Below are 25486 nucleotides of genomic sequence, written 5' to 3'. Positions count from 1 at the left end.
TTGATCCGCACCATAAATGCCCTGCCGCTTGCGGTGGGGCTTGATGGTCTTGAATCGGAACACTGCTGCTAAGCTTATCCACAATTGCTGGGGCAAAAATCAGCAATCCGTCCTGGGTCAATTTTCAATCGGCAGGGTGGGTCAGTTTTAAATCAGCGCCAACACCGATCAAGGACATTGAGCAACAGGCCGTGCTGTCGCTGCATCGGGTTCGTCAAGGATTCGTGAAGGCACGGACAGCGCGCGCTAATCAGATCCGCCGGCTACTAGCCGAATTTGGTCTTGTAATCCCGCAGGGCATCGCACATGTGGCCAAGCGCGTGTCGGAGTTTATTGAGAATGAGCGCAACGAGTTGCCAGGCTCGTTTCGTCTGCTTGTGCAGCGTCTACTGGAACAGTTGAAGGGGTTCGATCATCAGGTTCATGAGGTAGAGAAAAATTGTCGCCTGGCATCGCGCGAATGAAAACAGCTGCAAGCTGGCCAAGATGCCAGGCATCGGGCCAATCACGGCCAGTGCGATGGTAGCCTCTCTTGGCGATGCCAAGAGTTTCAAGAATGGCCGACAGGTGAGTGCTTGGCTTGGGCTGGTGCCGAAGCAGAACTAAACACTGGCGGTAAGACGGTGCTGTTGGGGATGAGTAAGCGGGACGACTCCTATTTACGGACGCTACTGAGCCAGGGGGCACGGTCGATGATCTACGCAGCACAGCGAAAAGAGATTTCTGACAGCTGGCTTAGCCGGCTACTTAAGCGGCGTAACGCCAATGTGGCAGCCGTTGCACTGGCTAATAAAAACGCCCGAATTACATGGGCCTTGTTGGCCGGTGACCGCGAGTTCCGCTCCGATTACACGACCGTCGTCGCGTAATCGAAGCGGCTTGAAGACGTCAACTTAACCTTGTAGCAGACCAGCTCTAATGGTTGCTCAGGTGATCATGAATTGATGGCAAAACTGGTAAGACCGTGGCCAAGAAAATCTGACCCACACAGCGTGCCATGAGCACACGGATCTATTGAGAACTCGGCCAGCGGATTCCATCAGGGACAGCGGCAACGCCGCACCGAAAGTCCGAATGTATGAGTGCAATCTCTACCATCAGGCCGTCACAGATTGAAAGCTTGGCAACCCGGGGGCGTCCATGTATGTGCGGGGGTGGCAGGTAACTGCCATTCCTACCGCGACCACTCGTGTAAGGCCATGATCAGTAAATAAAAAAGGCGCCACAAGGGCGCCTAAGCCGCCTCCCACCAAAGGAATAACAAGGAGACGGGGTGTACCTGGTGAGCGAGCATTGCTAATGCTCGATTTATAGAATTTGCAGCGGGTACTCCGCAATCAGACGAACTTCATCCAAATCAGATTCGAAGGCAGTAGCCCGAGTCGTCGCTTGGCGCACACGGAAGGACATGTCTTTCAGAGAACCGGTTTGAATGATGTATTTAGCTTCGATGTCACGCTCCCAACGCTTCTGGGTCCTGCAGTGGGGCGCCATCGCATATAGACACTGTTCGCATTCGAGTAGTCAGCATCCCAGCCCTTTGCGTAACGAGTCACGAAGCTCAGGCCTGGAGTGTTACATGAATAACAAAAGCTTTTATGGTCTTTCCCTCATTGCCCTTGGCATGAGTATGGGGCAGGTTGCAGTGGCCGTTGAGCAAAAAACCAGAGGGGTTCATTGAGGGGAGCAACTTAAACATTCTCAACCGCAATCTCTACTTCAATCGCGACTTTCGCAACGGTCAGTCCAGTCGAAGGAATGCAGATAACTACCTTACGTTCCGTCGGTGATAATTTCACATGAAACATAACTGTAGCGTGACCTGAAAATTACTTTTTTGTCAGCGGAAAGTAAGGCATTGTTGAAATATTCAATAAGTTTAGTTTTAGGTTTTCCTGCGTAAGCGATTAGTCGCCATGAGGGCAGTTGCTTCCCAACACTTGGTATTCGATAGTGTTGAGCTTGCCACTCGAGTCTTCGTAGGTCATACGCGAAGGGACCAACCCACAATACTTAGCGGCTGTTGGAGTCACGCTAACCACTTTTGCGATATCGAGGATCAACCCATACTTATAGTGGACAATTTCAGGCACGGCTTTACCGTTTCTGATGGCATATTGTTCCATTGCCTGCTGGTTTTCTTGCATCATCCGACCGTAAACGCGATCCCCTCCGCCTTCAGCCATGGCAAAGGAAGAAACTGCCAACATCGCTATAGCGATGCCTGTATTCAGTATTTTCATGATTTTCTCCGTGCTATGACTAAACTTGTAATTAGATAGTAGCCAGTGATACCTGTCAGAAAGCTGCCGCTAACATTACTTATGTGTCAGGTATGATATGTTCTCTGTTAATGCCATTCTTGGCAGTGCACCTATCGTGGTTTAGGCTTCGTCAGCAGGCTCGGATGGTGCTAAACACCCATGCGCAGCGACTAACCAACTATAAGCTGACAGGAATGTAATCTTGATTTCAGTCGGCTGTCCGTCTAGCGTGGTCTAGGGTGAAATGTGAGCCTTTGTGTATGCGGTTACTTGAACGTTGTGAAACAGTATTTTGCTCGCATTACGCTTGGGAGCGTTGAGGCCGTGGGCAAACACCTTGAGGCCAAATATTTTCGCCTAATGATCAACTGCGCCGAAATCTATCAGACGTCAGCCGATTTCTTGTTGAGCGGTTCCGTTTCCACCACTACGTGTGCGGGGTCTGTGAGGATTGCGCCAAGAGCTGCGAACAGTTCGGTAGTGGTATGAGAGGTTGCGTCAGGGCCTGCCGCGAATGCGCAGAGAACTGCCGAAAAAGGCTGGCATCCAGGTTAGTCAGCCCCATACAGTACAGAAATAGCAATTTCCGTGCTCGGGGGGCAATGGCAGGCATGTGCCAACCCTCCGGCCCTAACAGGAGATTCACAATGTCACAGCATATCAAGCACAACAGCTCTAGCCGGTTCACTTTGCTGATGAGGGCGGTAGCGATGGTTGTCGCGGTAATGGCAGCAGCGCCGACGTTGGCCAATGCCGCAGAACCCGCGAAAAGCGAAACGATGCCGATGCCTTCCGAGCAGATGGATCAATCGAAGATCACGAAACAACTGGGCGGCATGTCCATGACCGGCGATGTAGATTATGACTTCGCGGCCAACATGCGCATGCACCATCAGATGGCAGTCGAGATGTCGCAAACCGAACTCAAGAACGGAAAAAATCCGGAGATGCTTCGTATGGCCAAGGACATTATTGCTGCACAGAATAAGGAAATCGCCGTCCTCGATCAGTGGATCAAAGCGAATAAAAAACCATGACTATGGTGATGCCAAAGTCTTTCATTGCGCTGCATTTTTGAAAGAAATACCCGCGCCGTTTTGAAGGAGAATCTAGTGAAGCACGACCACTTCCAGCACAACTCCGAACCGCCAGGCTTCTGGAGCTCACGCTACTTGATAGGTCTGATCGTTTTTGGCGCCATTGCTGCGTTTTTCCTGTTCAGCGAGCACCGTGCCCACTTCTTCGGCGCGCTGCCGTTTCTACTGCTGCTAGCGTGCCCGCTGATGCACGTCTTCATGCACGGCGGCCATGGTCACCATCATGGAGACCCATCGACCAAAGCCCCCCCTGGACCATCGCAGCCGCCAAAGACTGGAGATTAGTCATGCACGACACCCCGGACTACGGACTGTGGACGCTTGTCATCCTCAATTCGGCCATCTTCATCATGTTCGCGTTCAGTTTCTTCAAGCCTCAGACCGCACGCGACTGGCGCACTTTCGGGGCGTTCGCAGCCTTCATAGTCGCTCTGTTCGTCGAGATGTACGGCTTCCCGCTGACTATCTACCTGATGTCGGGCTGGCTTCAGACGAAGTTTCCGAGCCTCGACCTACTGTCCCACAACACCGGACATCTGTGGTCGACGTTACTCGGTGAGAAGGGCGATCCGCACTTCGGTGTGCTGCACATCGCCAGCTATGTCTTCCTCGGCTTCGGCTTCTATTTACTGTCCAGCGCGTGGAATGTCCTGTACCACGCGCAGCAGCGCAACGGTCTCGCCGTGTCGGGCCCGTATGCGCATATCCGCCATCCGCAGTACGTTGCATTCGTGCTTATTCTTCTGGGCTTTCTGTTCCAGTGGCCGACGTTGCTGACCTTGCTGATGTTCCCTATTTTGCTAGTGATGTATGCGCGGCTGGCTATCACAGAAGAGGCGCAGATGCGTAAGCAGTTCGGCGCGGAGTTCGAAGATTATGCGACGAGGACACCACGCTTTCTTCCGTCGCTGCGCAAGCGGCTATCGGCCACCTGAAGCAATATTGCCTGAAAGCTCGCTGGCACTCCTTTAACTCCTTTAACTCCGTTTATTCCGGCGGCTATGGACCAACACCTGAATCGCGTTAGCAGGTTCAACAACGCAAGCAACCGCATCAATCCCATCCATCTGTTGATTTGTTGATTGCTCGGGCCTTACCTCAGCAGAAGGAGCCTAATGTCGAGGGAGGTACCCGTATCGGGTGCGTGTGCAGACAGCGCGTAAGCGCCTAAAAATTCTGCGTCCGTGACACCGATCCAGATCGAACCGGTGGCCGCCAAAATCAGTTTTTCCTGAAGGTCCGAACGACCGAGCTGGACGATGGAGTACTTCTATGAGTAAAAAGAAAAAAATGTCAGGGGAAGTGATGCAGTCGCTCTGTCGGTTGCAGGCGGCACAGGTGTTACGCCTGCTGAGCTTATCGTCAGCAGGGGGCAAACCGAGGCATTGATCTTACATAATGACTATGCAGCTCAGCTGCGTGTTTTGCAGATTGAGCTGGTCAAGCTACAGAAGCACTTTATCGGCTGCGGCGATAGGATTCTCGTGCTGCTGGAGGGGCGAGACGCCGCCGGTAAGGACGGCAGCATCAAGCGCGTCGTCGAGCACCTAAGCCCACGCGAAACGCGCGTCGTGGCACTCGACAAACCCTCTGACCGCGAGCGCAGTGGATGGTACTTCCAGCGTTTCGTCGTCCACCTCCCCGTGGCTGGGGAGCTAGTTCTGTTCAATCGAAGTTGGTACAACCGTGCCGGCGTCGAGCATGTGATGGGCTTTTGCTCTAAGGACGAGCATGAGGAGTTCATGCAATCGGTGCCGAAGTTCGAGGAAGTGCTTGTCAACTCAGGTATCAAGCTGCTGAAGTATTACCTCGATATCAGCAAGGACGAACAGCGGCGCCGACTAGATGAGCGGCAACGTAATCCGCTCAAGCAATGGAAGACGAGTCCGATCGATGCTGTCGCCATTAAACGTTGGAAGGCGTATTCCGCCGCGCGCGACGAAATGCTGATGCGAACGCATACCGCTATCTCACCGTGGCACATCGTACGGGCTGACAATAAGCGGCTAGCGCGTCTAAATCTTTTACGCGACGTCCTCTCGCGATTACATTACGCGGGCAAGAAGAACAAGTTCGTCGAGCCGGATCGGGACATCGTATTCGAATTCACACCTAATTGCGTCGACGCTGGGAAATTGGCGCGCTGATGTCTGCCCCTCAGGAGCAAACATGAAAACAAGCACCTTCGAAGTGGGGGAGTTAATCTCTACCCTGAGCGCAGCCGGCGTCCACCGACAGATTGCGATGCTATCGGGTGTCCATCATGTCGACGTGAACTATGTGGCCGGCAGTGCCACCGTGCACTTTGACGAAGCGAAAACGTCGCTTCAAGAGATCCGGCAACGCATCATTGACTGCGGCTACCACTGCCGTGGTGAACTCGTTCCCGCTCACGTCTGCGAGCCTACAGATCACAAGATGACCGCAGACGCGCATAAAGGCCACATGGCACATGGCGGTAGCAAGGGACATGCGCCGAAGGAAATGGAACCGGGGAGTGATCCCCATGCGGGCCACAGCGTCAAGTCCGCGCAACCGATGAGCGACATGACGCACGATATGGGTCATGCGCCCGGCATGTCGATGCAGGACATGGCCAACGATATGCGTAATCGCTTCTTCATTGCCCTGTTGTTCGCAATTCCTGTCTTCCTATACTCGCCGATGGGCAAGATGTTCGGCGATTTCGCAACTCCATTCGACCTCAATCGGAAGGTTTTTCTGTTCATCGTAGCCACTGGCGCGATCGCCTATCCGGGTTGGCCTTTCTTCATCGCAGCCTGGCGTGCTGCGCGCAACCGGGTGGTCAACATGGCGACCTTGATTTTACTCTCGGTCGGCACTGGGTATGTGTTCAGTGTGGGGGCCACCTTCCTCTACGAAGGTGAGGTGTTCTACGAAGCGGCAGCCGTGCTGCTGGTCTTCATTCTACTGGGCCACTGGCTTGAGATGCGTGCACGCGCGGGTGCCTCAGATGCGATCCGGGCGCTTATGGATCTGGCCCCGCCGATGACCACGGTGCTACGCGCTGGCCTCGAGACCGAGGTGGCCACCTCGGAGGTGCTCACAGGCGAGACAGTTATCATCAAGCCAGGCGACAAGCTTCCGGTTGACGGCGAAATCATCGAAGGTAACTCTGAGGTCGATGAGTCGATGCTGACCGGCGAATCGATGCCCGTGAAGAAGGTTGTTGGTGATGCCGTCATTGGCGCCACGATCAATAAGAGCGGTAGCTTCCGCTACAAGGCCACCAAGGTTGGCGCCGACACGGCGTTGGCCCAGATTGTCAAACTCGTCCAGGAAGCCCAAAACTCCAAGGCGCCCGGGCAGCTACTCGCTGATCAAGCCTCGCAGTGGCTGGTTCTGGCAGCCATTGCCATTGGTTTGCTCACTTTCGGCGTGTGGTTCTGGGTCCTGGACCAGCCACTGCTGTTTGCGTTGACGCTAACGATCACGGTGTTCGTTATTGCCTGCCCCGACGCTCTGGGCCTCGCCACCCCGATGGCCATAATGGTCGGTACAGGGCTCGGCGCTATGAACGGCATCTTGTTCAAAAACGCCGCCGCACTTGAGAACGCTACCAAGCTAACCGTCATCGTTTTCGACAAGACGGGCACACTCACACTAGGGCAGCCTGACGTGGTAGAGATGGTCACCGCACAGGACGTCACCGAAGCTCAGTTGCTGGCTACCGCTGCGGGGGTGGAGAAGTTCTCGGAGCATCCCTTGGCGTTGGCGGTGCTCAAAAGATTGGGGACCTCGCAGGCCGAGGTCGCGACGGGATTTACCAACATCGATGGTCAGGGTGCTCGCGCGATGATCGACGGTGAGAAGGTACTGCTCGGAAACCTCAAGCTAATGGAGTCCGAAGACATTCCATTGCAGGCGCTGGTCACAGAAGCCTTCCGACTCCAGGGTGGGGGCCGAACCGTAGTGTATGTCGCTCGCGGCGGAAAGCTGATCGGTCTAATTGCCATTGCCGATGCCGTACGGCCGACCTCCATGGCGACGATCGCCAAGTTGCAGGAGCGCGGTGTAAAGGTGGCGATGATTACCGGCGATAATCAAGCCACGGCCGATCGCATCGGCAAGGAACTTGGTATTGATATAGTGCTGGCCGACGTGCTTCCAGGCCAGAAAGCATCCAAGCTTAAGGAGCTTCAAGAGCAGGGGCACAAAGTTGGCATGGTAGGCGACGGCATCAATGATGCGCCGGCCCTGACCCAGGCCGATGTAGGTTTCGCGATCGGTGCCGGCACCGACGTGGCTATGGAAAGCGCGCAGGTCATTTTGATGAAAAGCGACCCGTACGATGTCGTCGGTGCTATAGAACTGTCACGTGCCACCCTACACAAGATGCATCAGAACCTGTGGTGGGCGGTTGGTTACAATCTGATCGCCTTCCCGCTGGCAGCCGGCGTCTTCTACCCGTTTACTTTATCGCCAGAAATCGCAGCATTATCGATGTCGGGTAGTTCGGCCGTCGTGGCAATCAACGCTCTGCTACTGAAACGGACCAAGCTCGCCGGTATCAAGCGTGTACGACCACAAATTATACCTACGGCCGGCGCGCAGCCTTCCCTCGGCGTCTCGTTATAAACCAGTCGATCTGTCCCACGGGCCCGATCATGCGGTAAGGAGGTTAAACGAACTACCGCAGTCTATACGCAAGCCTTGCTGCCGCAAGTGTATTGCAACACTAGGTCAGTGGATTGCCAGGCAGGTGACGTACTCTGACTGTAGCCCTGTCAGCTTGCAGCTGACTCAACCAGTATGACCAACACCGTCCAGACTTCAGTGGCAAAATATGTCTGAAGAGCGTGATACGTTGATGGCCGAATACATGAACGCGATGCAGGATGGCATGTCTAACTCAAATGGCATGGGTGTGAAATCATCGTATCCGATCCATGAACCACACCTACCGTAAGACAACCGCCTCGTTTACCGTGGCATCTCTGGCGAGCAGTTCCATGGCAGTAGCGCTTCGTAATCGGCCACCGACTCCGCATGCGGCAGCCGCTCCAGTACGTGGCGCAGCCACGTATAGGGCTCCTGGCCGTTGACCTTGGCGGTCTCGACCAAGCTGTAGATCTGGGCACTGGCGGTGGCGCCTTTGGGCGTGTCGCTGAACAGCCAAGCCTTGCGCCCAATGACAAACGGCTTTATTGCGCGCTCTGCCGGGTTGTTGTCGATCGGTAAAAAACCGGCTTCCACGTAGCGTTCCAGCCGGCTCCAGTTGCTGGCCAGGTAGTTCACTGCCTTGCCCAGCACACTTTGAGGGGTGACCTGAGGCTGCGTTTTTTCCAGCCAGCCTTTAAACTGGGCCAGGATCGGCAGACTCTTTTCCTGACGGCCAATAAAACGCTGCTCATCACGGGCATCCTTGAGTTCACGCTCGATGCCGTACAACTTGTTGATCATCGTCAGTGCAATATCGGCGCGACCTGTCTTGCCTTTGGGCTGCACTTTTTGCGCCTCGACGAACTTGCGCCGCGCACGGGCCATGCACGCCAGCCGCTCCACACCCGGTTGCAACGCCAATGCGTTATAACCCGCGTAATCATCAGTCATCACGTAGCCGCGATAACTTTCCAGCAGGCGCAACGGCACGTCCTGCGCACGGCTGGACGTGTAGTCGAACAGCACGACTTTTCGGTCTGGCGGCCCGCTGGCCTGCACCCACATCCAGGATTGGCTGGTAGGGTCTCGATCCGGTTCCTTAAGTACCTGGACGCGGGTTTCATCACAGTGGATGACCGGGCTTTCCAGCAATCGGTCGCGCAATAAATTCAGCAACGGTTGTAAGTGCTCCCCGCACTGGATAACCCAGCGAGCGAGAGTCTGACGCGGGATATCGATACCGTGTCGGCTCAGCACCGTTTCGAAACGATGCAGCGGTAAGCCATCGACATACTTGGTGGTCAACAGCATCGCCAGTACGCTCGGACTGGCCATGCTCTTTTCGATCAACTGAGCAGGTTTATCAGCAGTGACCGGAGCCGTTTCACAACCACGGCAGCCGTAGACTTTGCGGAGGTGTTTGATCACTCGGATCTGCATCGGCACGATGTCCAGCTGTTCGCTGGTTTCTTCACTGATCACATGCTTGCGGCAACCGCAGGCACAGGTCAGTTCATGTTCTGGCAGTTCGTGGATGACTTCGATGCGTGGCAGATCAGCCGACAGTGGCTTGCGTTTGCCACGACGTGGAGTCGGAGCAACCACTTCTTCGTCAGCGTCGCCGATTGAAGGCATCGGCTCGCTTTCGGGCTCGTTGAATAACGCGAGTTGAGGCGTGTTGGGTTCAACGGTCTGCTCGGATTTACGCCCGAATAAACGGTCGCGCAGCAACTTGATCTGTTCTTTTAGATCGACGATATGAGTCTGGTATGCCTCAGCCGTTACCTGCTGACGGCTGAGTGCCTCAAGCAACATTTGCTTGAGCAGAATAGGGTCATCAGGGAGGTCTTCGGGCATCAAATTCATGCCCGGATTATACCCGTCAAGCGACGAATCTTGGTGTTAAAACCTTGTGAGGACGGTTGCGTCAGAGATCAAATCCATCCAGTACCAGTTCAGTTCCTGAACGGTCAGCACGATAGCCTCGTCCACCTCATCGGGTGAAGTTTTAAAACGCTCGGACTCCAGGCGCTTGAGCCAAAGGCAGAAGCCGTTGCGCTCCCAGTACAACACTTTGACGCGGTTACGGTGGCGATTCAGGAAAACAAAGAGCACGGGGTCAAACACCGCGACCTTGATATCCAGTTCGACCAGCGCAGCCAGGCCATCGATGGACTTTCGAAAGTCTACCGGCTTTGGATAGAGGTACACTTTTTCAACGCTGGCGTTGGGACGCATCATGGTGATGGGCTCCTCATGGAAATCGGGAGCACAGCATCAGCCGTCAGCTATTCGCTTGGAATGTGGGGTTCATGGATCCCTTACAAATCATCGAACACACAATAGCGTACAAATAAATGCAAACGATGATGGATCCAACTGGATCTCAATCGGCAGCAATGCGATGTGTAGCATTACCGTAGCGACGAATATTTATAAGTAACACTTAGTCATCTCAACCAAAACATGGCAAGAATATTGCCGAAAGACGCAACAGTCACAATGTTGCCCGGTTTAAAAACCTGCTTATTGGAAAAATAAAATGCGCAAATTATGGGTCATCCTGGCAGCGCTGGTTGCTCTAAACCTAAATGGCTGCGGCTACAATGCATTCCAGAGCAACGACGAGCAAATCAAAGCGAGCTGGTCTGAGGTAGTAAACCAGTACCAACGGCGGGCGGATCTGGTACCTAATCTGGTCAATACCGTCAAAGGTTATGCCTCACATGAAAAAGAAGTATTGACGCAAGTGACGCAAGCCCGCTCTCAGGCGAGTTCCATACAGATATCGCCGGAGGTTCTCAGCGATCCGGCCGCCTTTGCCCAGTTTCAGGCTGTACAAGGCGAGCTGTCCGGAGCGTTGTCCCGATTGTTGGCAGTGAGTGAAAACTATCCACAACTAAAAGCCGACGCCGGTTTTCGCGATTTGCAGGCGCAACTGGAAGGTACCGAAAACCGAATTGCCGTGGCGCGCAACCGCTACATCAAGTCAGTGCAGGAATTCAACGTCACGGTACGTTCGTTCCCCTCCAATCTAACGGCGATGGCATTCGGATACAAAGAGAAGCCTAATTTCACGGTAGAAAACGAAAAAGAAATCGCTAAGCCGCCCGCAGTAGATTTTGGGTCGACGCTTGCTGTTCCCCCAAGCGGGTCTCAGGGAGCGGTCAAGTGACGACGATGCGCACGACAAGCGCAGCGGCATTGTTTGCCTTTGTACTTTGCTGGTCTTTCCTCGCGGGCGCTCAAGTCGCAGTACCTCCTCTGGCCGGACGGGTCACCGACCAGACCGCTACGCTCACAACAGAGCAGATGGCTGGTCTAGAGCAAACTTTACGGGCGTTTGAAGCCAAAAAAGGCAGCCAGCTTGCACTTCTCATTGTCCCCAGCACCCAGCCGGAAACAATCGAACAATACGCTTTGCGCGTTGCGGAGCAATGGAAGTTAGGCCGAAAAAAAGTGGATGACGGCGCAATCCTGGTCGTCGCCAAGATCGACCGTGCGCTTCGCATCGAAGTAGGCTACGGGCTTGAGGGCGCACTCAATGACGCCACCAGCAAGCGCATAATCAGCGAGATCATCACACCGCGCTTCAAGCAAGGAGACTTTTACGGGGGCATTGCTGCCGGGCTCGACCAGATGATCCGGATAATTGATGGCGAACCGGTGCCTGCCCCCAACGCACAAACTATCGGCGGTGTTACAGATATTCGGCAGTATGGTCCGCTCGTTTTTATTCTTGCGCTCGTGATCGGCAGTGTTCTGCGCCCCGTTTTGGGCAGATTTCCAGGCGCGCTAGTCACTGGAGGGGTTGTGGCCGTTATCGCTTGGTTGGTGGCCGGCGCACTGTTCATCGCGTTGGGTGCGGGAGTGATAGCGCTCTTGTTCACGTTGGTCGGTGGCGGTATGGGCGGATACGGCATGGGGAGGCATCGTGGAGGATTCGGTCGAGGCGGTGGTGGCTTCGGCGGAGGCGGCTTTGGCGGTGGCGGCGCATCGGGGAGATGGTAAACATGAATATCAAACGCATTCTGAACCATCTTGTTATGACCCACTGGCAGGTCAATCGGGCTTTTCCCCGCGAAACGTTGATCGCGATCGAACAAGCGATCAAAGCCAGTGAGGCTGCACACACCGGAGAAATCCGTTTCGTTGTTGAGGGCGCCCTGGATAGCACACCGCTTTTCAAGGGCCAGTCCGCGCGAGAGCGCGCGGTAGATGTTTTTTCTCAGTTGCGTGTATGGGACACCGCTCACAATAACGGTGTGCTGATATATCTTTTGCTCGCTGACCGGGACGTGGAGATTGTTGCCGATCGCGGGATACACGCGAAAGCAGGCTCTCAAGAATGGCAAAGCATTTGCCTACAGATGGAAGCCGCCTTCAAACAATCCAATTACGAAGGCGGCGTAGTCAGCGGTGTTCAGGCGGTTACACAGCATTTGACGAAACACTTTCCCGCTGCCGGCGGTGACCAGAATGAATTACCGGATAAACCAATGGTTCTCTGAGGAGCCCTCTATCGTTGATAGCCGACCAAAAACTCAAGCACGCTCAGACGACGTGGTTAGATCCAAAGCAATCCTCGAGTCAAGTAATCCTGAGCAAACTGATCTGCATACAAATGTGAGCCACAGACGGGAGACTAAGAATGTATTACAACGATGTTTGTATTCCCTATCATGAAAAGGAGTATCACCATGCAAAGTGAAACGTTGAATGTAACCGGTATGACGTGTGGCGGCTGCGCCAGCAATGTGGCGAACGCGCTGAAAGCAATTCCCGGAGTCGATGACGTAGTAGTGTCGCTCTCGACCGGCGAGGCTGCCGTGCGTTATGACGAGCAACTCACCTCGCCCGATCAACTGAAATCGGCCGTGAAAGGCGCGGGCTATGGAGTGAGTGCGGCCAAGGCCACGCCCAATCATTAATCCAAGGGTGGTTGCTGCGGTTAACTCGTCCCTATGATGCTCAGAAGTTGGACCGCAGGCATGACTCGATGGCCTGCGGCTACATGAAGGTCACCAGCGCGCGCTCAGCAGGTTTGCCCGTAGCGACTACGGCCGCGCTTATGCTCGGCGTGTTCACTGTGTCGGTTGGTTTTGGCATCGTGCTTCCGCTTTTACCCTACCTAATTGAGCGACTCTTGGGAGCTGAAAGTGATGCTGCGCTAGTTTCCCAGCACACTGGGTTACTGACTGCTGTCTACACTCTCTCACTTTTTTTATTTGCACCCATGTGGGGCCGACTTTCCGATCAGCGCGGCCCGCGAGGTGTACTACTTGTAGGACTTCTCGGCTTTGGCGTAACCATGCTGGTTTTCTCTTTTGTTGAGTCTCATCGCTGTTTACGCCGAGCGCTTCATAAGCGGCATGTTTGCTGCAGCGGTGACGCCTGTTGCAGCGGCTGTATTCGGCAACGTCGCGACGACCGAGCAGGGACGGGCCCGTCGGCTTGCGTTCGTCAGCATGACAGGGATTAGCGGCTTCCTGCTTGGACCGATGCTGAGCGTGTTCGTAACGCGCTTTGCCGGCAGGATCCGTCGCGGTTCCGCTCGCGGTGACGGGACTGTTCGCCTTTTTAGTGGCCGGTGGAGTTGCGTTTTCAGTACCAAGTATTGAAGGCCTTGGTCGGACAAAGAAGATATCTAATGCCTTGGCCGATCAAAAAGCATGGCTCGTGCCAAAACTACTCATCCTCACTTTCATCGTTTCGGTGGGCGTCGGGACCTTCGAGGTCGGGCTCGCCCTGCGTGGGAAACAGGAACTAGGTTTGAGTCCATATCAGATTGCGCTGATGTTCACCGAGTGCAGCCTGGTCATGTTTGGGATGCAAGCAATCGTATTCTCACCTTGGTTTAAGCCGGACACGACCCGATGGCTCATCGCACCCGCATTCTCCGTGCTGGCTGCTGGGTTGTTCCTTGTACCTTGGGCATCTGATTTTATGTTGATGCTGGTCGTGATCGGTGCGGTCGCTGCCAGCGCCGGCATCCTGTCGCCGATCCTCACTTACTGGATCTCGGCCAAGCCTGGAAGCGCGCAGGGCTGGTACTACGCTGAACGCGCGGGGCCTGACATTCAAGTGAGTATCGCGGACCAACAAGAAATCTTCATTTCCTCGTGGCACTAACCGCTCTAACGCAGCCTTTTCGATCAAACGGCGCTGTCATCGAACTGCTATCACATTGCCACTTTTCTGTAATGGTCTCCGGTAATAATGGCGCCAGTTTTTAGAGCGCGGGATAACTAGTCCTTTTTTACGCGTCTTTAAGGCTGGCTTTTTCTTGAGGTGGCCTGCGCCATCTCATCTTATTTTGGAGATCAATATGCGTTTTGTTTCTACACGAATTGCAGCGGGCTTGTGTGGTGGCTTGGTGTTGGCCATGAGTGTTCCGGCCGGTGCCGCAGTCGATGCGAAACTGCTCGAAATGCTCAAAGCCAATGGCTCCATTACGCCAGCGCAGTATTCTGAGTTGAAGACCGAGTTGAATCGTGACATGCAAGCCAACCAACAATTGGCCGGTCAACAAATCAAGAAGGAAGACTTGACGGCGTTTGAACAGAAGTTGGCCTGGGCTGCCAAGACCCAAATCAAAGGCGACGTGCGCGTGCGTCAAGAGACAATCAAGATTGACGGTGAACCCAACAACGGTGGTCGCGACAAGGATCGCCAGCGTATCCGTGCTCGTCTCGGTGCCTATAGCGAAGTCAACCCACAAGTTGACGCCGGTATCCGCATCGCTACAGGAGGTGGTGACGATGCCCGCTCCACCAACCAGGACCTGGACAACTACTTCGACAAGAAACAACTGTGGTTGGACCAGGCCTACATCGATTTCCACCCTACAGCCGTGAAGAACCTTCATATTATCGGCGGCAAGATGGCGCAGCCATGGGTGAGCATGGGAGATGTGATCTGGGACGGTGACATTAATCCTGAAGGTTTAGCTGCCACCTACAAATACCCGCTCGGTGACGCAGAGCTATTCGGCAGCGCTGGTCACTACACGCTCAAGGACAGCGTAGATGGCGAGGGTGTGCAATTTCGCCACGATCTGCGCTTGTACGCCGGCCAGCTCGGTGCCCGCTTCGCTCCGTCCGACAACCTCAAGGTCACCTTGGGCGGTAGCGTCTATAGCTATGACAACGACAAGGACAGCCGCTGCACCAGCACCAGCACGCCGTGTGCGCTGGCTGTCAATGGCAACTCCACTAACGAGTTTCGCCTGTACGAAGGCTTTGGCCAAATCGACATCAGCGGCTTGCCAATCCCACTCTCCCTCTATGGGCAATATGTGGTCAACAACGAGACCGACAGCAACCAGGACACCGCTTGGTTGACGGGCCTCAAGACTCGGGTGTATGACTTCAACCTCGATTACAACTACCGCGATGTTCAGCGCAACGCTGTGGTCGGCGCCTTCACTGATTCCGATTTTGCCTACGGTACTACCGGCTCGCGTGGACACAAATTCAAGGTGGGTTACGACATCGACAAGAACTTTGGGATCGGTGCTACATACTTCTTGGCTGATGCAGATTACTCCAGCCGCTCTCAGCAGAACGCCGATACCAACACCCTGCAGTTGGATCTGGAAGCGAAATTCTAAGGTCTGCCCTTGCGTCGTGATCGGAACGCTGAAGTCATTCAGCGTTTTCCGCTATATATCGGCGAGTATTGGCGTGTAGATCCTCATCACATCAATCAATTGCGAGCGCGCCATACTGAGACATTTACTGACCAGCTTCACTGGTCGTCCCCCGGCAACAAGTGTGAGTGCGCGATTCATTTTCGCGAGCGGGTGATCTCCGTCGCTTTTTGAGGGGGTGTACCGAATTTTGTGTGCGAAATAATTTACCCATTAGCTTGTGAGGCCATTGCTTCGCGGGGGCGCTGAATTTTTTCAAGATATCTTCGCCTTTGGCGTTTCAGGCATACCGAGTTGGTTGCGCAATACGCAGGGCCAGGAAAGTGGTAATCGAGCTTTCCAGCTCGCGCACTGAACTGAAACTGCCCTCACGTAAATACACCGTGATGCCCCGAAAAAAGCGTTCAACCATGAGCTGGAGGTCGGAGTGAAATGCATGGAAGCGTTTATGTTTTTCCAGCCACGCCTTCACTTTTGGATGCTTGTGAGTGACGTAGTTGTCAACGATCAAGTGCAACTGAAGGTGCTTGGGTGTTTCTCGATTGATTTTCTTGAGAAGTTCCAACCACTCCTGATGCCGGTGCTGATATTCAATACTGCTGATCAAGCGTCCCTGAAGATAGTCCAGCGCGGTGAACAACCTGACGGTGCCGTGGCGTACATAATCGTGCGACTGCGTGCGGATATGGCCGATGCCCAAAGGCAACCCAGGCTGGGTGCGTTCAAGTGCTTGCATCTGGCTTTTTTCATCAAAGCAGAGCACCAGCGCCTTGTCCGGCGGGTCCAGGTAGAGTCCGATAACGTCCCAGAATTTCTCTTCAAAATTCGGGTCATTGGACAATTTGAAGGTGCGAGTCAGGTGCGATTTCAAGTCATTGGCCGCCCAGAGTTTGTGCACGCGGGTAGCCGAAATTCCAGCCGCTCGTGCCATGCTTCGGCAGCTCCATCGAGGTTCACCGATGCGCGGTTGAAAGAATTGCTCAAGAACACGGTGCACAGTTTCAAGGGGCAGAAAAGGTTTACGACCTCGACCTGGTTTATCGAGCAAACCGAACCGCTGACACCAGCAAGTGATTACGAGGAGTGAGAACCCGGTGAGCCGGGCAATCTCTACTCTCGTGCAACCTTGAGCTGCCAACAGAATTACTCGTGCCCGACGACCGTCGCGCTGGCTGATGGTGGCCGAACGTACGCACCGGCTCGGCTCGGCGTGCTCTTCTGGACTGAGGGTGATTTTGGGGCGTTCACCTGAGCTTCTCCGAACGTTGGATGACACAACAAGTGTAACCAAGATTGGAGAAATGTTAATTCGAGAACAGCACACTAGATCACTCTATCTCTTGAAGCTTTCGCATGAACTCGGCAGCCATTTCAGGGGGAGCCCAGGTATTAACTTCTATCCAGTCGTCACGCACTCCCATTCGGACTCTTGCTACTTTACTAAGAGCTAGTTGCATCCCCTTCATGGAAAGCCCAGTCTTATCACTGGCGTCCTCACGATTCATTTTTTCAACTAAAACAAGTCTGACGGCATAGAGTGATTTGAGTGTTAGTCGATCTACCTTCTGAATCAGCATATCAAAGTCGTCCGCATCCATTGGAACGTCCTTACCGTTCTTCATGACGCCGTTGAATCTTGCCATTAGGATGTCCATTTTTTATGGGTCAAAGGACACAGCTTAGCGCAGTGATCATTTTTGTAGTAGGTAGTTCGCTAGTGGCCTGAGCGGTTAATCCATTAATTTATTTTTTATCACGCTCAGCTTCGCCTTATGTACCGAGCTAATGATGGCCTCAGCCGTTTTATTCCACTTAAACGGCTTGGCTGAATGCTCATTGTGAGCCTCGATAAATTGGCGGATAGCCGCCTTCAGGTCGGCGACGCTGGTGAAGGCGGCTCGGTACAGCGCTCGTATTTCCAGTTGCGCAAACCAGCCTTCCACGGCGTTCAGCCAAGACGCGCTGGTCGGTGTGAAGTGCAATTTGAACCGCGGATGTTTTTCCTGCCACTGCTTGATTGCAGCCGTTTTGTGGGTCGAACTATTATCCAGGATCACATGCAGATCCAGTCCGGCTGGCGTGCCGCGTTCAATCTGTTGCAGAAATACCAGAAATTCCTTGACTCGATGGCGCTGGGTAATCTGTCCGATGACTTGGCCGGTCATGATGTCGAAAGCCGCGTTCAGACTCGCCGTACCATGGCGTTTCTAATCGTGCGTGCGACGTTCAACTTGACCTGGGCGTAGCGGCAGCATCGGTTGGGTGCGATTCAACGCCTGGATCTGGGTTTTTTCGTCAACCGACAACACCAGGGCGTTATCCGGTAGGTTCATAGAGTTCGACCACATCGACTACCTTATCGGCGAAATGAGGATCGTTGCTGATTTTGAAGGTCTTCAGACGATGGGTTTGAGGTCGGAAGCGTGCCAGACCTGGCGAACCTGCCACATGGTGACCCGCGCATACTTGGCCATCAAACGAACGCTCCACTGAGTGGCTTCCTGGGGACGCCGGGTGGCCATTGTCAGGATCTCGTTGATTTTTTCGGGTCCCAGTTTGAGTGGCTGGCCGCTGCGCCGCAGATCGCTCAAGCCTTAAATTCCCGCCTCCAGATAACGTTTTCGCCATTTGAATACCGTCGGCGGCGTGACCTGCAACTGCTCGCTGACAGCCTTGGGCGTCAATCCATCAGCCAGTAGAAGCAGGATGCGCGCACGCTGGGCGAGGCTCTGTTCCAGCGTACTCATACGCAACCAACTTTGCAGGGCGATGAGATCAGAAGGCGTTAAAGCGAAGGGGGAAGTCGGTCGGGCCATGTGCATAACCAATCCATGACATTGGACGCACAGTATATCGTTACCAATAAATAAATAAATTAACCGCTCAGTCCACTAGTGTGCTGTCTCGTAATTAAGCTCTCCTATGCCTGCGAGGCCATTGCCTCACAGGCATGAGGAGCTTTGTTTGTGAGACAGCACACTAGCAACGTGACCGGTCATTTCGGTAAGGGCGTGACCGGCTGTTTCGGAACAGGCAGAAATCGGTCACGCAAGGTGTGATTGGCGGACGCTTAGTGCGCCAGTTAGCTGGCGGAGGATAGTCGATGAAAGTTCGATACTGGTAAGAAATGGCGAATCAACCAGACCCCGAGTCATGCACGTTGCACCGTGAGGTGCAGGGTGAAGCGTTGACAGGGGAAACCGATGGGCCAGCCATTGAGCCGCGAAATCAGGAACGCCGATGCTGTTATGCGAAGCAGAAGGCAATGCGGAGCATGGCGTTATACGCCAGTCATGCTCTGGTCCCGCGCGGTTGGAGATGGGACTTGAAGGTGTACGTGAAGCAGCCCGGAGGGACAAGGGCATGCATTTCACTGCATTGCTGCACCACATCACACCGCAGCTACCCGTGTGGTCAGTGGATATTTCAACTACCACACGGTGCCGGGAAACCTGATACGCCTTGGCGGTTTTCGGTTGGCGGTATGCCGTCTATGGCGGCAAGCCCTCAAGCGGCGCAGCCAGCGTAACCGACTCCAATGGTGGCGCTACGGACGCCTTGCAGGCCTCTATATACCCAGACCCAGAGATGCACTGCCTTACCCTGAGGAACGCTCGCGTCACGTACCTGAGGCAGGAGCCGTATGCGGTAGTTCCGCACGTACGGACCTATTGGTATGGACGCCCCATCCACAAACCAAAGGTCTCAACGTGCAATAGTGGAAGGGCTTCAGAAACCACAAACCAAGAGGAGCGTTCGGTATGAAAATTATGACCGTTGGTATCGACTTGGCGAAAAATGTATTTCAGGTGCAAGGTGTTAATGAACATGGCAAGACCGTTCTGAGGAAGCAACTCAAACGCGACCAGGTCGCCACCTTTTTTGCCATCATGCCGCAGTGTCTGATTGGTATGGAGGTCTGTGGAAGCGCCCACCATTGGGCTCGCAAGCTGCGCAGCTTGGGTCACGATGTGAGGCTGATGGCCCCGCAATTCGTAAAGCCATACGTGAAAACGAACAAAAACGATGTAGCTGACGCTGAGGCTATCTGCGAAGCGGTGGGTCGGCCAACCATGCGTTTTGTGCCGATCAAGGACATTGAGCAACAGGCCGTGCTGTCGCTGCATCGGGTTCGTCAAGGATTCGTGAAGGCACGGACAGCGCAAGCTAATCAGATCCGCAGCTACTAGCCGATTTGGTCTTGTAATCCCGCAGGGCATCGCACATGTGGCCAAGCGCGTGCCGGAGTTTATTGAGGATGAGCGCAACGAGTTGCCGGGCTCGTTTCGTCTGCTTGTGCAGCGTCTACTGGAACAGTTGAAGGGGTTCGATCATCAGGTTCATGAGATCGAGAATCAAATTGTCGCTTGGCATCGCGCGAATGAAAACAGCTGCAAGCTGGCGAAGATGCCAGGCATCGGGCCGATCACGGCCAGTGCATGGTAGCCTCTCTTGGCGATGCCAAGAGTTTCAAGAATGGCCGAGAGGTGAGTGCTTGGCTTGGGCTGGTGCCGAAGCAGAACTCCACTGGCGGTAAGACGGTGCTGTTGGGGATGAGTAAGCGGGGGGACTCCTATTTACGGACGCTACTGATCCAAGGGGCACGGTCGATGATCTACGCAGCACAGCGAAAAGAGATTTCTGACAGCTGGCTTAGCCGGCTACTTAAGCGGCGTAACGCCAATGTGGCAGCCGTTGCACTGGCTAATAAAAACGCCCGAATTATATGGGCCTTGTTGGCCGGTGACCGCGAGTTCCGTTCCGATTACACGACCGTTGTCGCGTACGAAGCGGCTTGAAGACGTCAACTTAACCCCGTAGCGGACCAACTCTATTGATTGCTCAGGTGATCATGAATTGATGGCAAAACTGGTAAGACCGTGGCCAAGAAAATCTGACCCGCACAGCGTGCCCTGAGCACACGGATCTATTGAGAACTCGGCCAGCGGATTCCATCTGGGATAGCGGCAACGCCGCACCGAAAGTCCGGATGTATGAGTGCAATCTCTACCATCAGGCCGTCACAGATTGAAAGCTTGGCAACCCGGGGGCGTGGGGCAGGTAACTACCATTCCTACCGCGACCGCTTCACTTCGTTCACTGTGGTCAGCTTACGAGGGGACTTTCACCCACAAAATCCCGGCCCCCCCGGCGTACATAAAAAAAGGCGCCACAAGGGCGCCTAAGCCGCCTCCCACCAAAGGAGCAACAAGGAGACGGGTTGTACCTGGTTAGCGAACGTCTATGAAGACGTTCGTCAGAACTCCATTTATAGAAGTTGCAGTGGGTACTCCACGATCAGGCGGACCTCATCCAGATCAGATTCAAAGTCGGTGGCCCGTGTCGTTGCTTGGCGCACACGGAAGGACATATCTTTCAGAGAGCCGGTTTGAATGATGTACTTAGCCTCGATGTCACGCTCCCAACGCTTCTGGTCCTGCAGTGGGGCGCCATCAGCTCCTCGGCGCATATAGACGTTGTTCGCATTCGAGTAGTCAGCATCCCAGCCCTTTGCGTAACGAGTCATGAAGCTCAGGCCAGGAATGCCAAAGGGCTGCATATTCAAGTCATAGCGTAGCTGCAAGGATTGCTCTTTCGGGGAGTTGAAATCGCTGTATTGGATAGAGTTATCCAGGAAAATCGAATCAGATTGGCGCAGGTAATCAAAATCGTCATCCCCATTGCTGCGCTGGTAGCCAACGGTCAGCGTGTGGGCGCCAAACTGGACACCGGTCTTACCGCTCCAGATGTTGTTATCGAAGCTGCCCAGCAGTTTTTTCCCCTCGTCGACTGCTCGGTAGTAGTTCAGGCTACCAATCAGCGCGACATTCTCGGAAAGTGGGTAGCTTAACGTAGTGCCTGCATAGTACTGGTTCCACACATCTTTGAAGCGGCTGGTATAGAGACTCACACCGACATTTTTGTTGACGGCGTAATCGCCACCCAGGTAGGCGATCCAAGGCGCGTCGACAGATCCTGCATAGAACGTAGCAAAACCGTCGCGCATGCTGCTTGAGTTCGGTTGGCTCATCGCATGCAGGCGACCACCCTGCAAGGTCAGGCCTTCAATGCTGGTGTTGGCAAACGTGGCGCCACGAAAGCTCTCAGGCAGCAGTCGTGAGTCCCCATACGCCACAACAGGCGTGGAAGGAAATACGTCCCCAACCTTGATGACCGTATCTAGCAAGCGAAGCTTGGCTGCTCCACCGACTTTTGAATAGGTATCCTCAGGTTGACCTTTGCTGTTGTAGGGCATGATGTCTATTGTGCCACCGGCTCCAGAACGGCCATCACCCGAGTCAAGCTTGATCCCTTGCATTGCGAATGCATCAATGCCGAAGCCCACAGTGCCCTGGGTGAAGCCTGACTCAAAACGTCCGATGATTCAGTGAGCCCACTCTTCGGAGTAACCATTTCCAGTTCGACTGGACTGACCGTTGCGAAAGTCGCGATTGAAGTAGAGATTGCGGTTGAGAATGTTAAAGCTACTCCCCTCAATGAACCCCTCTGGTTTTTGCTCAACGGCCACTGCAACCTGCCCCATACTCATGCCAAGGGCAATGAGGGAAAGCCCATAAAAGCTTTTATTATTCATGTAGCACTCCAGGCTATAGCTTGGCAGAGTTTCTATGTGAAATATTTTTATGATTATGGGAGTGCAGGTAATTTACCCTGCGTTCCGTCGTCGATAATTCCACATGGAACATAACTGTAGCGTGACCTGAAAATTACTTTTTTGTCAGCAAAAAGTAAGGCGTTGTTGAATTTTCAGTGAGTTTTTTTACGCGTTCCTGTATTTGGCTGGTAAGCGATCAACCGCCATGAGGGCAATTGCTTCCCAACACTTGGTATTCGATAGTGTTGAGCTTGCCACTCGAGTCTTCGTAGGTCATACGCGAAGGGACCAACCCACAATACTTAGCGGCTGTTGGAGTCACGCTAACCACTTTTGCGATATCGAGGTCCAACCCATACTTATAGTGGACAATTTCAGGCACGGCTTTACCGTTTTTGCTGGCATATTGCTCCATTGTTTGCTGATTCTCTTGCAACATCCGACCGTAGACGCGATCCCCTCCGCCTTCAGCCAAGGCCGCGGAAGAAGCTGCCAATATTGCAATAGCGATGCCTGCATTCAATATTTTCATGATTTTCTCCGCGCTCTAACTAATTTATAGTCAAATAGTAGTCCGCGATACCTGTCAGAAGGCTGCCGCTAACATTACTAATCTGTCAGGTATGATCTTTGCTCTGTTAATGGCATTCCGAGCGGTGCACCTATTGTGGTTTACGCCTCGTCAGCTAAATAGGCTCGGATGGTGTTAAAACCCATGCGAAACGAAATGCTAACCGACTAGAAGCTGACAGAAATGTAATATTAATTTCTATCGACTGTCCGCCGAGCGTGGCCTAGGGTGAAATATGAACCATTGGGCAGGCGCTAACTTGAATGCTATGAAACAGTATCTTGCGCGCATTACGCTTGGCGTTTGTCTGCAATATCCTCATCCGCGATCAGTCAAAAATGATCAGCTGTTTTTAATGGAAATTGTCGAATGCCGCTGCTCCCAGTGCCACTGCTAGCGTTGTCTTTCCTTGGATGCAATGGAGAACATAGCTATGAGCGACACCCCGATGACCCCTCGCATGGTCACTCACCAACACCTGCTGCCTTGCGTTGAGGCGTGCAGTCACTGCCAAAAAACCTGTCTGAATACAGCGATGACCCGTTGCCTTGAGGTGGGGGGTAAACACCTTGAGGCCGAACATTTTCGCCTAATGATCAACTGCGCCGAAATCTGTCAGACGTCGGCCAATTTCTTGTTGAGTGGTTCCACCTTCCACCACCACGTTTGCGAGGTTTGCGCCGAGATCTGCGAGGCCTGTGCCAAGAGCTGCGAACAGGTCGGTGATATGGAAGATTGCGTCAAGGCCTGTCGCGAATGCGCAAAGAGCTGCCGCGAAATGGCTGGTGCCCAAGGTTAGTCGATCCCCCATGCAGGTACAGAAATAGCGATATCCGTGCGCGGGGGCAATGGTATGCATGTGCCAACCCTCCGGCCTCTAACAGGAGATTCACAATGTCACAGCATATCAAGCACAACAGTTCTGGTCGGTTCACTTTGTCGATGAGGGCGGCAGCGATGGCTGTCGCGGTAATGGTAGCAGCGCCGACGTGGACCAATGCCGCAGAACCCGCGAAAAGTGAAACGATGCCGATGACTTCCGAGCAGATGGATCAAACGAAGATCACGAAACAACTGGGCGGCATGTCCATGACCGGTGATGTGGATTATGACTTCGCGGCCAACATGCGCATGCACCACCAAATGGCAGTCGAGATGGCGCAGGCCGAACTCAAGAACGGGAAAAATCCGGAGATGCTCCGTATGGCCAAGGACATAATTGCCGCACAGAAGAAGGAAATGGCTGAATTCGATCAGTGGATTAAAGCGAATGAAAAACCATGACTATGGTGATGCCAAAGTCGATCTGTGCGCTGCATCCTTGAAAGAAATAGCCGCGCCGGTTTGGACGGTAATTTGCTGCCGATGCATATCACCTTGAACTGGTAGTGGACGAAAACTAAGCTCCGCTTGGTCTATAGATCTCCAGAACCATTCGAGATAGGCCAAAGGTCAGAGGCACTGATCTGAGCCCGAGACGATGCTCTGACTCTGTCACTGCGCCTTGAGAAGCCCAATCGCTTGAGCGCGGTAGAGACATTCCGAGTCCAGAACGTGGGCCAAAGCGTTCTTTTCGGGCTAATTTCGATGACTGCATGATGGCCGGTACTGGCTAATGACGCTGGCGTCCGACAGCATCGGCAACAACTGGAGAGCCAGATGACAAGCAAGCGGGCTCAATGTCATGTGCTGGATTGCCTTATTGTCGGTGCAGGCCCTGCCGGGCTGACAGCAGCTATCTATTTGGCGCGGTATCGCCGACAGGTTCTACTGGTCGATGCCGGCCAGAGCCGTGCAGGGCTGATCCCGATCACCCACAACTATCCGGGTTTTCCTCTGGGTGTTTCGGGCGCCGAGTTGTTGACACGGCTACGCAAACAGGCAGAGCGCTACAATGTTTATGTCCGACGAGCCACCGTGAAAGCGCTATCAAAGCAAGGAGACGACTTCATCGCCGATATCGATGATGACCGCGTTGTGGCGTCGACTGTGGTTCTTGCCACCGGCGTTATTGATAAACACCCAGAGATACCCGACCTGCGTGAGGCCACTCTCGGTGGCTATGTGCGTTGGTGTCCGATTTGCGACGGATACGATGTCATCGACCAGGACGTTGCGCTTCTCGCCTCCGCCAAGGAAGGCTTCAGACATGCGCTATTTCTTCGTACCTACACCCGCCAGCTCACACTATTTGTGCAACCGGGTGGCAGAGAACTAGACAACGAAGAACGTCTCAGAATTGCACAGGCAGGCATCCGGCTCATCGAGGATCCGATCGCGCAAATCCGCATGATCAAAGGGCATCGTGTGGCGCTACGCTTGGCTAGCGGTGGCGAACTCAGTTTCGACACCCTATACCCGATGCTTGGCTGCAACGCACGGACCGAGTTGGCGAAAAGCGTCGGCGTAAATGTTGACAGCAATGGCGAGCTGTTAGTGGACACCGACCAGCGGACGTCAGTCCAGGGGTTGTACGCGGCGGGCGATGTAGTCAATGCGCTCAATCAGATTAGTGTTGGAGTCGCCCATGCGGCGACTGCGGCGACCGCGATACACAACACCCTCAAGGACAACTATCGCTGACAAGTTAATATCCAAGGACGATCTGCTTCGGCCATACGGCGACAGCAAATACTGCCAAGTGGCGACTTTACGGTGCTGGCG

Annotated in this window: 21 protein-coding genes and 7 pseudogenes; 19 read left to right on the top strand and 9 right to left on the bottom strand. The window is 53.9% G+C overall.

What is annotated here, in order from left to right; translation table 11 throughout:
• Nucleotides 1-164 precede the first annotated feature (164 nt).
• Nucleotides 165-869, top strand: a pseudogene (locus FIV38_RS14560) (IS110 family RNA-guided transposase); the annotation flags it as partial.
• Nucleotides 870-1308: 439 nt separating this feature from the next.
• Here the strand turns inward: FIV38_RS14560 and FIV38_RS14555 are convergent.
• Nucleotides 1309-1571, bottom strand: a pseudogene (locus FIV38_RS14555) (OprD family outer membrane porin); the annotation flags it as partial.
• A gap of 53 nt (nucleotides 1572-1624) precedes the next feature.
• Between FIV38_RS14555 and FIV38_RS30975 the strand changes: the two are divergent.
• Nucleotides 1625-1751, top strand: a pseudogene (locus tag FIV38_RS30975) (OprD family outer membrane porin); the annotation flags it as partial.
• Nucleotides 1752-1907: 156 nt separating this feature from the next.
• Here FIV38_RS30975 and FIV38_RS14545 read toward each other — a convergent pair.
• Complete coding sequence (locus FIV38_RS14545; protein ID WP_092234785.1) at nucleotides 1908-2243, bottom strand: DUF2790 domain-containing protein; 336 nt, start codon at nucleotides 2241-2243, stop codon at nucleotides 1908-1910.
• 452 nt (nucleotides 2244-2695) lie between these two features.
• Here FIV38_RS14545 and FIV38_RS31105 point away from each other — a divergent pair.
• From FIV38_RS31105 to FIV38_RS14515, 6 genes and pseudogenes are all read left to right on the top strand, one after another.
• Nucleotides 2696-2755, top strand: a pseudogene (locus tag FIV38_RS31105) (hypothetical protein); the annotation flags it as partial.
• 156 nt (nucleotides 2756-2911) lie between these two features.
• Nucleotides 2912-3301 carry a DUF305 domain-containing protein gene (locus FIV38_RS14535; RefSeq protein ID WP_216858833.1) on the top strand — a complete coding sequence of 130 codons (390 nt, stop codon included), beginning with the start codon at nucleotides 2912-2914 and terminating at the stop codon, nucleotides 3299-3301.
• A gap of 75 nt (nucleotides 3302-3376) precedes the next feature.
• Complete coding sequence (locus FIV38_RS14530) at nucleotides 3377-3646, top strand: DUF2933 domain-containing protein (RefSeq protein ID WP_092234787.1); 270 nt, start codon at nucleotides 3377-3379, stop codon at nucleotides 3644-3646.
• Nucleotides 3647-3648: 2 nt separating this feature from the next.
• Complete coding sequence (locus FIV38_RS14525) at nucleotides 3649-4296, top strand: methyltransferase family protein (protein ID WP_092234790.1); 648 nt, start codon at nucleotides 3649-3651, stop codon at nucleotides 4294-4296.
• Between the two features lie 450 nt (nucleotides 4297-4746).
• Nucleotides 4747-5508 (top strand): polyphosphate kinase 2, encoded by a 762-nt coding sequence (ppk2, locus tag FIV38_RS14520; RefSeq protein ID WP_235861009.1) that lies wholly within the window; start codon nucleotides 4747-4749, stop codon nucleotides 5506-5508.
• Between the two features lie 22 nt (nucleotides 5509-5530).
• Entirely contained in the window at nucleotides 5531-7960 is a 2430-nt protein-coding gene (locus FIV38_RS14515) for a heavy metal translocating P-type ATPase (protein ID WP_092234796.1), read from the top strand.
• Between the two features lie 345 nt (nucleotides 7961-8305).
• Here FIV38_RS14515 and tnpC read toward each other — a convergent pair whose 3' ends face one another.
• Both tnpC and tnpB read right to left on the bottom strand, forming a co-directional pair.
• On the bottom strand, nucleotides 8306-9850 hold the full coding sequence (gene tnpC / locus FIV38_RS14510) for an IS66 family transposase (protein ID WP_092234798.1): 1545 nt from the start codon (nucleotides 9848-9850) through the stop codon (nucleotides 8306-8308).
• A 36-nt stretch (nucleotides 9851-9886) separates the two neighbouring features.
• Nucleotides 9887-10225 (bottom strand): IS66 family insertion sequence element accessory protein TnpB, encoded by a 339-nt coding sequence (tnpB, locus tag FIV38_RS14505; protein ID WP_216858834.1) that lies wholly within the window; start codon nucleotides 10223-10225, stop codon nucleotides 9887-9889.
• A 301-nt stretch (nucleotides 10226-10526) separates the two neighbouring features.
• Here tnpB and FIV38_RS14500 point away from each other — a divergent pair, with 301 nt between their 5' ends.
• From FIV38_RS14500 to FIV38_RS14475, 7 genes are all read left to right on the top strand, one after another.
• Nucleotides 10527-11159, top strand: a complete 633-nt coding sequence (locus FIV38_RS14500; RefSeq protein WP_092234801.1) for a LemA family protein — start codon at nucleotides 10527-10529, stop codon at nucleotides 11157-11159.
• 5 nt (nucleotides 11160-11164) lie between these two features.
• Nucleotides 11165-11995 (top strand): TPM domain-containing protein, encoded by an 831-nt coding sequence (locus tag FIV38_RS14495; RefSeq protein WP_092237352.1) that lies wholly within the window; start codon nucleotides 11165-11167, stop codon nucleotides 11993-11995.
• A gap of 2 nt (nucleotides 11996-11997) precedes the next feature.
• On the top strand, nucleotides 11998-12495 hold the full coding sequence (locus FIV38_RS14490) for a TPM domain-containing protein (protein ID WP_092234804.1): 498 nt from the start codon (nucleotides 11998-12000) through the stop codon (nucleotides 12493-12495).
• 189 nt (nucleotides 12496-12684) lie between these two features.
• Entirely contained in the window at nucleotides 12685-12915 is a 231-nt protein-coding gene (locus FIV38_RS14485) for a heavy-metal-associated domain-containing protein (protein WP_092234807.1), read from the top strand.
• Between the two features lie 68 nt (nucleotides 12916-12983).
• Nucleotides 12984-13466 carry an MFS transporter gene (locus FIV38_RS30970; protein ID WP_197228371.1) on the top strand — a complete coding sequence of 161 codons (483 nt, stop codon included), beginning with the start codon at nucleotides 12984-12986 and terminating at the stop codon, nucleotides 13464-13466.
• A 77-nt stretch (nucleotides 13467-13543) separates the two neighbouring features.
• Nucleotides 13544-14116, top strand: a complete 573-nt coding sequence (locus FIV38_RS30105) for an MFS transporter (protein ID WP_176692322.1) — start codon at nucleotides 13544-13546, stop codon at nucleotides 14114-14116.
• Between the two features lie 196 nt (nucleotides 14117-14312).
• The gene (locus tag FIV38_RS14475) at nucleotides 14313-15596 is read left to right on the top strand and encodes a putative porin (RefSeq protein WP_092234810.1); all 1284 of its coding nucleotides are present in this window, start codon (nucleotides 14313-14315) and stop codon (nucleotides 15594-15596) included.
• Nucleotides 15597-15915: 319 nt separating this feature from the next.
• Here the strand turns inward: FIV38_RS14475 and FIV38_RS14470 are convergent, their stop codons facing one another.
• The 3 genes and pseudogenes from FIV38_RS14470 to FIV38_RS14460 form a co-directional block, all read right to left on the bottom strand.
• Entirely contained in the window at nucleotides 15916-16911 is a 996-nt protein-coding gene (locus FIV38_RS14470; protein WP_407214780.1) for an IS630 family transposase, read from the bottom strand.
• Nucleotides 16912-16963: 52 nt separating this feature from the next.
• Nucleotides 16964-17278, bottom strand: coding sequence for a TrfB-related DNA-binding protein (locus FIV38_RS14465; protein WP_159439626.1), 315 nt, complete (start codon nucleotides 17276-17278; stop codon nucleotides 16964-16966).
• 87 nt (nucleotides 17279-17365) lie between these two features.
• Nucleotides 17366-18451: pseudogene (locus FIV38_RS14460) on the bottom strand (IS630 family transposase).
• Between the two features lie 945 nt (nucleotides 18452-19396).
• Here FIV38_RS14460 and FIV38_RS14450 point away from each other — a divergent pair.
• Nucleotides 19397-20434, top strand: a pseudogene (locus FIV38_RS14450) (IS110 family RNA-guided transposase).
• Nucleotides 20435-20904: 470 nt separating this feature from the next.
• On the opposite strand, the pseudogene FIV38_RS14445 reads toward FIV38_RS14450, so the two are convergent.
• Together FIV38_RS14445 and FIV38_RS14440 are read right to left on the bottom strand one after the other, a co-directional pair.
• Nucleotides 20905-22185 (bottom strand): annotated as a pseudogene (locus tag FIV38_RS14445) (OprD family porin).
• Between the two features lie 262 nt (nucleotides 22186-22447).
• The gene (locus FIV38_RS14440) at nucleotides 22448-22783 is read right to left on the bottom strand and encodes a DUF2790 domain-containing protein (protein ID WP_092234816.1); all 336 of its coding nucleotides are present in this window, start codon (nucleotides 22781-22783) and stop codon (nucleotides 22448-22450) included.
• Nucleotides 22784-23240: 457 nt separating this feature from the next.
• On the opposite strand from FIV38_RS14440, the gene FIV38_RS31100 reads away from it, so the two are divergent.
• The 3 genes from FIV38_RS31100 (at nucleotide 23241) to FIV38_RS14425 (ending at nucleotide 25405) form a co-directional block, all read left to right on the top strand.
• Entirely contained in the window at nucleotides 23241-23621 is a 381-nt protein-coding gene (locus tag FIV38_RS31100) for a four-helix bundle copper-binding protein (RefSeq protein ID WP_477749777.1), read from the top strand.
• Between the two features lie 95 nt (nucleotides 23622-23716).
• Nucleotides 23717-24106 carry a DUF305 domain-containing protein gene (locus FIV38_RS14430; RefSeq protein WP_235861011.1) on the top strand — a complete coding sequence of 130 codons (390 nt, stop codon included), beginning with the start codon at nucleotides 23717-23719 and terminating at the stop codon, nucleotides 24104-24106.
• Between the two features lie 375 nt (nucleotides 24107-24481).
• A complete protein-coding gene (locus FIV38_RS14425; protein ID WP_092234819.1) occupies nucleotides 24482-25405 on the top strand; it encodes an NAD(P)/FAD-dependent oxidoreductase in 924 nt (307 codons plus the stop codon).
• Nucleotides 25406-25486: the final 81 nt, after the last annotated feature.

It is taken from the genome of Pseudomonas proteolytica (assembly GCF_007858275.1).
GTDB lineage: Bacteria > Pseudomonadota > Gammaproteobacteria > Pseudomonadales > Pseudomonadaceae > Aquipseudomonas > Aquipseudomonas proteolytica.
Note: the sequence above shows the minus strand (reverse complement) of the source record. Positions and strands in the feature narration are given on the sequence as shown.

Excerpts from the sequence above, each read along its gene's own strand:
- FIV38_RS31100 (WP_477749777.1), top strand. The coding sequence starts at position 23,241 with ATGGAGAACATAGCTATGAGCGACACCCCGATGACCCCTCGCATGGTC.
- tnpC (WP_092234798.1), bottom strand. The coding sequence starts at position 9,850 with ATGAATTTGATGCCCGAAGACCTCCCTGATGACCCTATTCTGCTCAAG.
- FIV38_RS14430 (WP_235861011.1), top strand. The coding sequence starts at position 23,717 with ATGTCACAGCATATCAAGCACAACAGTTCTGGTCGGTTCACTTTGTCG.
- FIV38_RS30970 (WP_197228371.1), top strand. The coding sequence starts at position 12,984 with ATGGCCTGCGGCTACATGAAGGTCACCAGCGCGCGCTCAGCAGGTTTG.
- FIV38_RS14515 (WP_092234796.1), top strand. The coding sequence starts at position 5,531 with ATGAAAACAAGCACCTTCGAAGTGGGGGAGTTAATCTCTACCCTGAGC.
- FIV38_RS14495 (WP_092237352.1), top strand. The coding sequence starts at position 11,165 with ATGCGCACGACAAGCGCAGCGGCATTGTTTGCCTTTGTACTTTGCTGG.
- FIV38_RS14525 (WP_092234790.1), top strand. The coding sequence starts at position 3,649 with ATGCACGACACCCCGGACTACGGACTGTGGACGCTTGTCATCCTCAAT.
- FIV38_RS14465 (WP_159439626.1), bottom strand. The coding sequence starts at position 17,278 with ATGGCAAGATTCAACGGCGTCATGAAGAACGGTAAGGACGTTCCAATG.
- FIV38_RS14485 (WP_092234807.1), top strand. The coding sequence starts at position 12,685 with ATGCAAAGTGAAACGTTGAATGTAACCGGTATGACGTGTGGCGGCTGC.
- FIV38_RS14490 (WP_092234804.1), top strand. The coding sequence starts at position 11,998 with ATGAATATCAAACGCATTCTGAACCATCTTGTTATGACCCACTGGCAG.
- FIV38_RS14475 (WP_092234810.1), top strand. The coding sequence starts at position 14,313 with ATGCGTTTTGTTTCTACACGAATTGCAGCGGGCTTGTGTGGTGGCTTG.
- FIV38_RS14545 (WP_092234785.1), bottom strand. The coding sequence starts at position 2,243 with ATGAAAATACTGAATACAGGCATCGCTATAGCGATGTTGGCAGTTTCT.
- FIV38_RS14425 (WP_092234819.1), top strand. The coding sequence starts at position 24,482 with ATGACAAGCAAGCGGGCTCAATGTCATGTGCTGGATTGCCTTATTGTC.
- tnpB (WP_216858834.1), bottom strand. The coding sequence starts at position 10,225 with ATGATGCGTCCCAACGCCAGCGTTGAAAAAGTGTACCTCTATCCAAAG.
- FIV38_RS14500 (WP_092234801.1), top strand. The coding sequence starts at position 10,527 with ATGCGCAAATTATGGGTCATCCTGGCAGCGCTGGTTGCTCTAAACCTA.
- FIV38_RS14535 (WP_216858833.1), top strand. The coding sequence starts at position 2,912 with ATGTCACAGCATATCAAGCACAACAGCTCTAGCCGGTTCACTTTGCTG.
- FIV38_RS14440 (WP_092234816.1), bottom strand. The coding sequence starts at position 22,783 with ATGAAAATATTGAATGCAGGCATCGCTATTGCAATATTGGCAGCTTCT.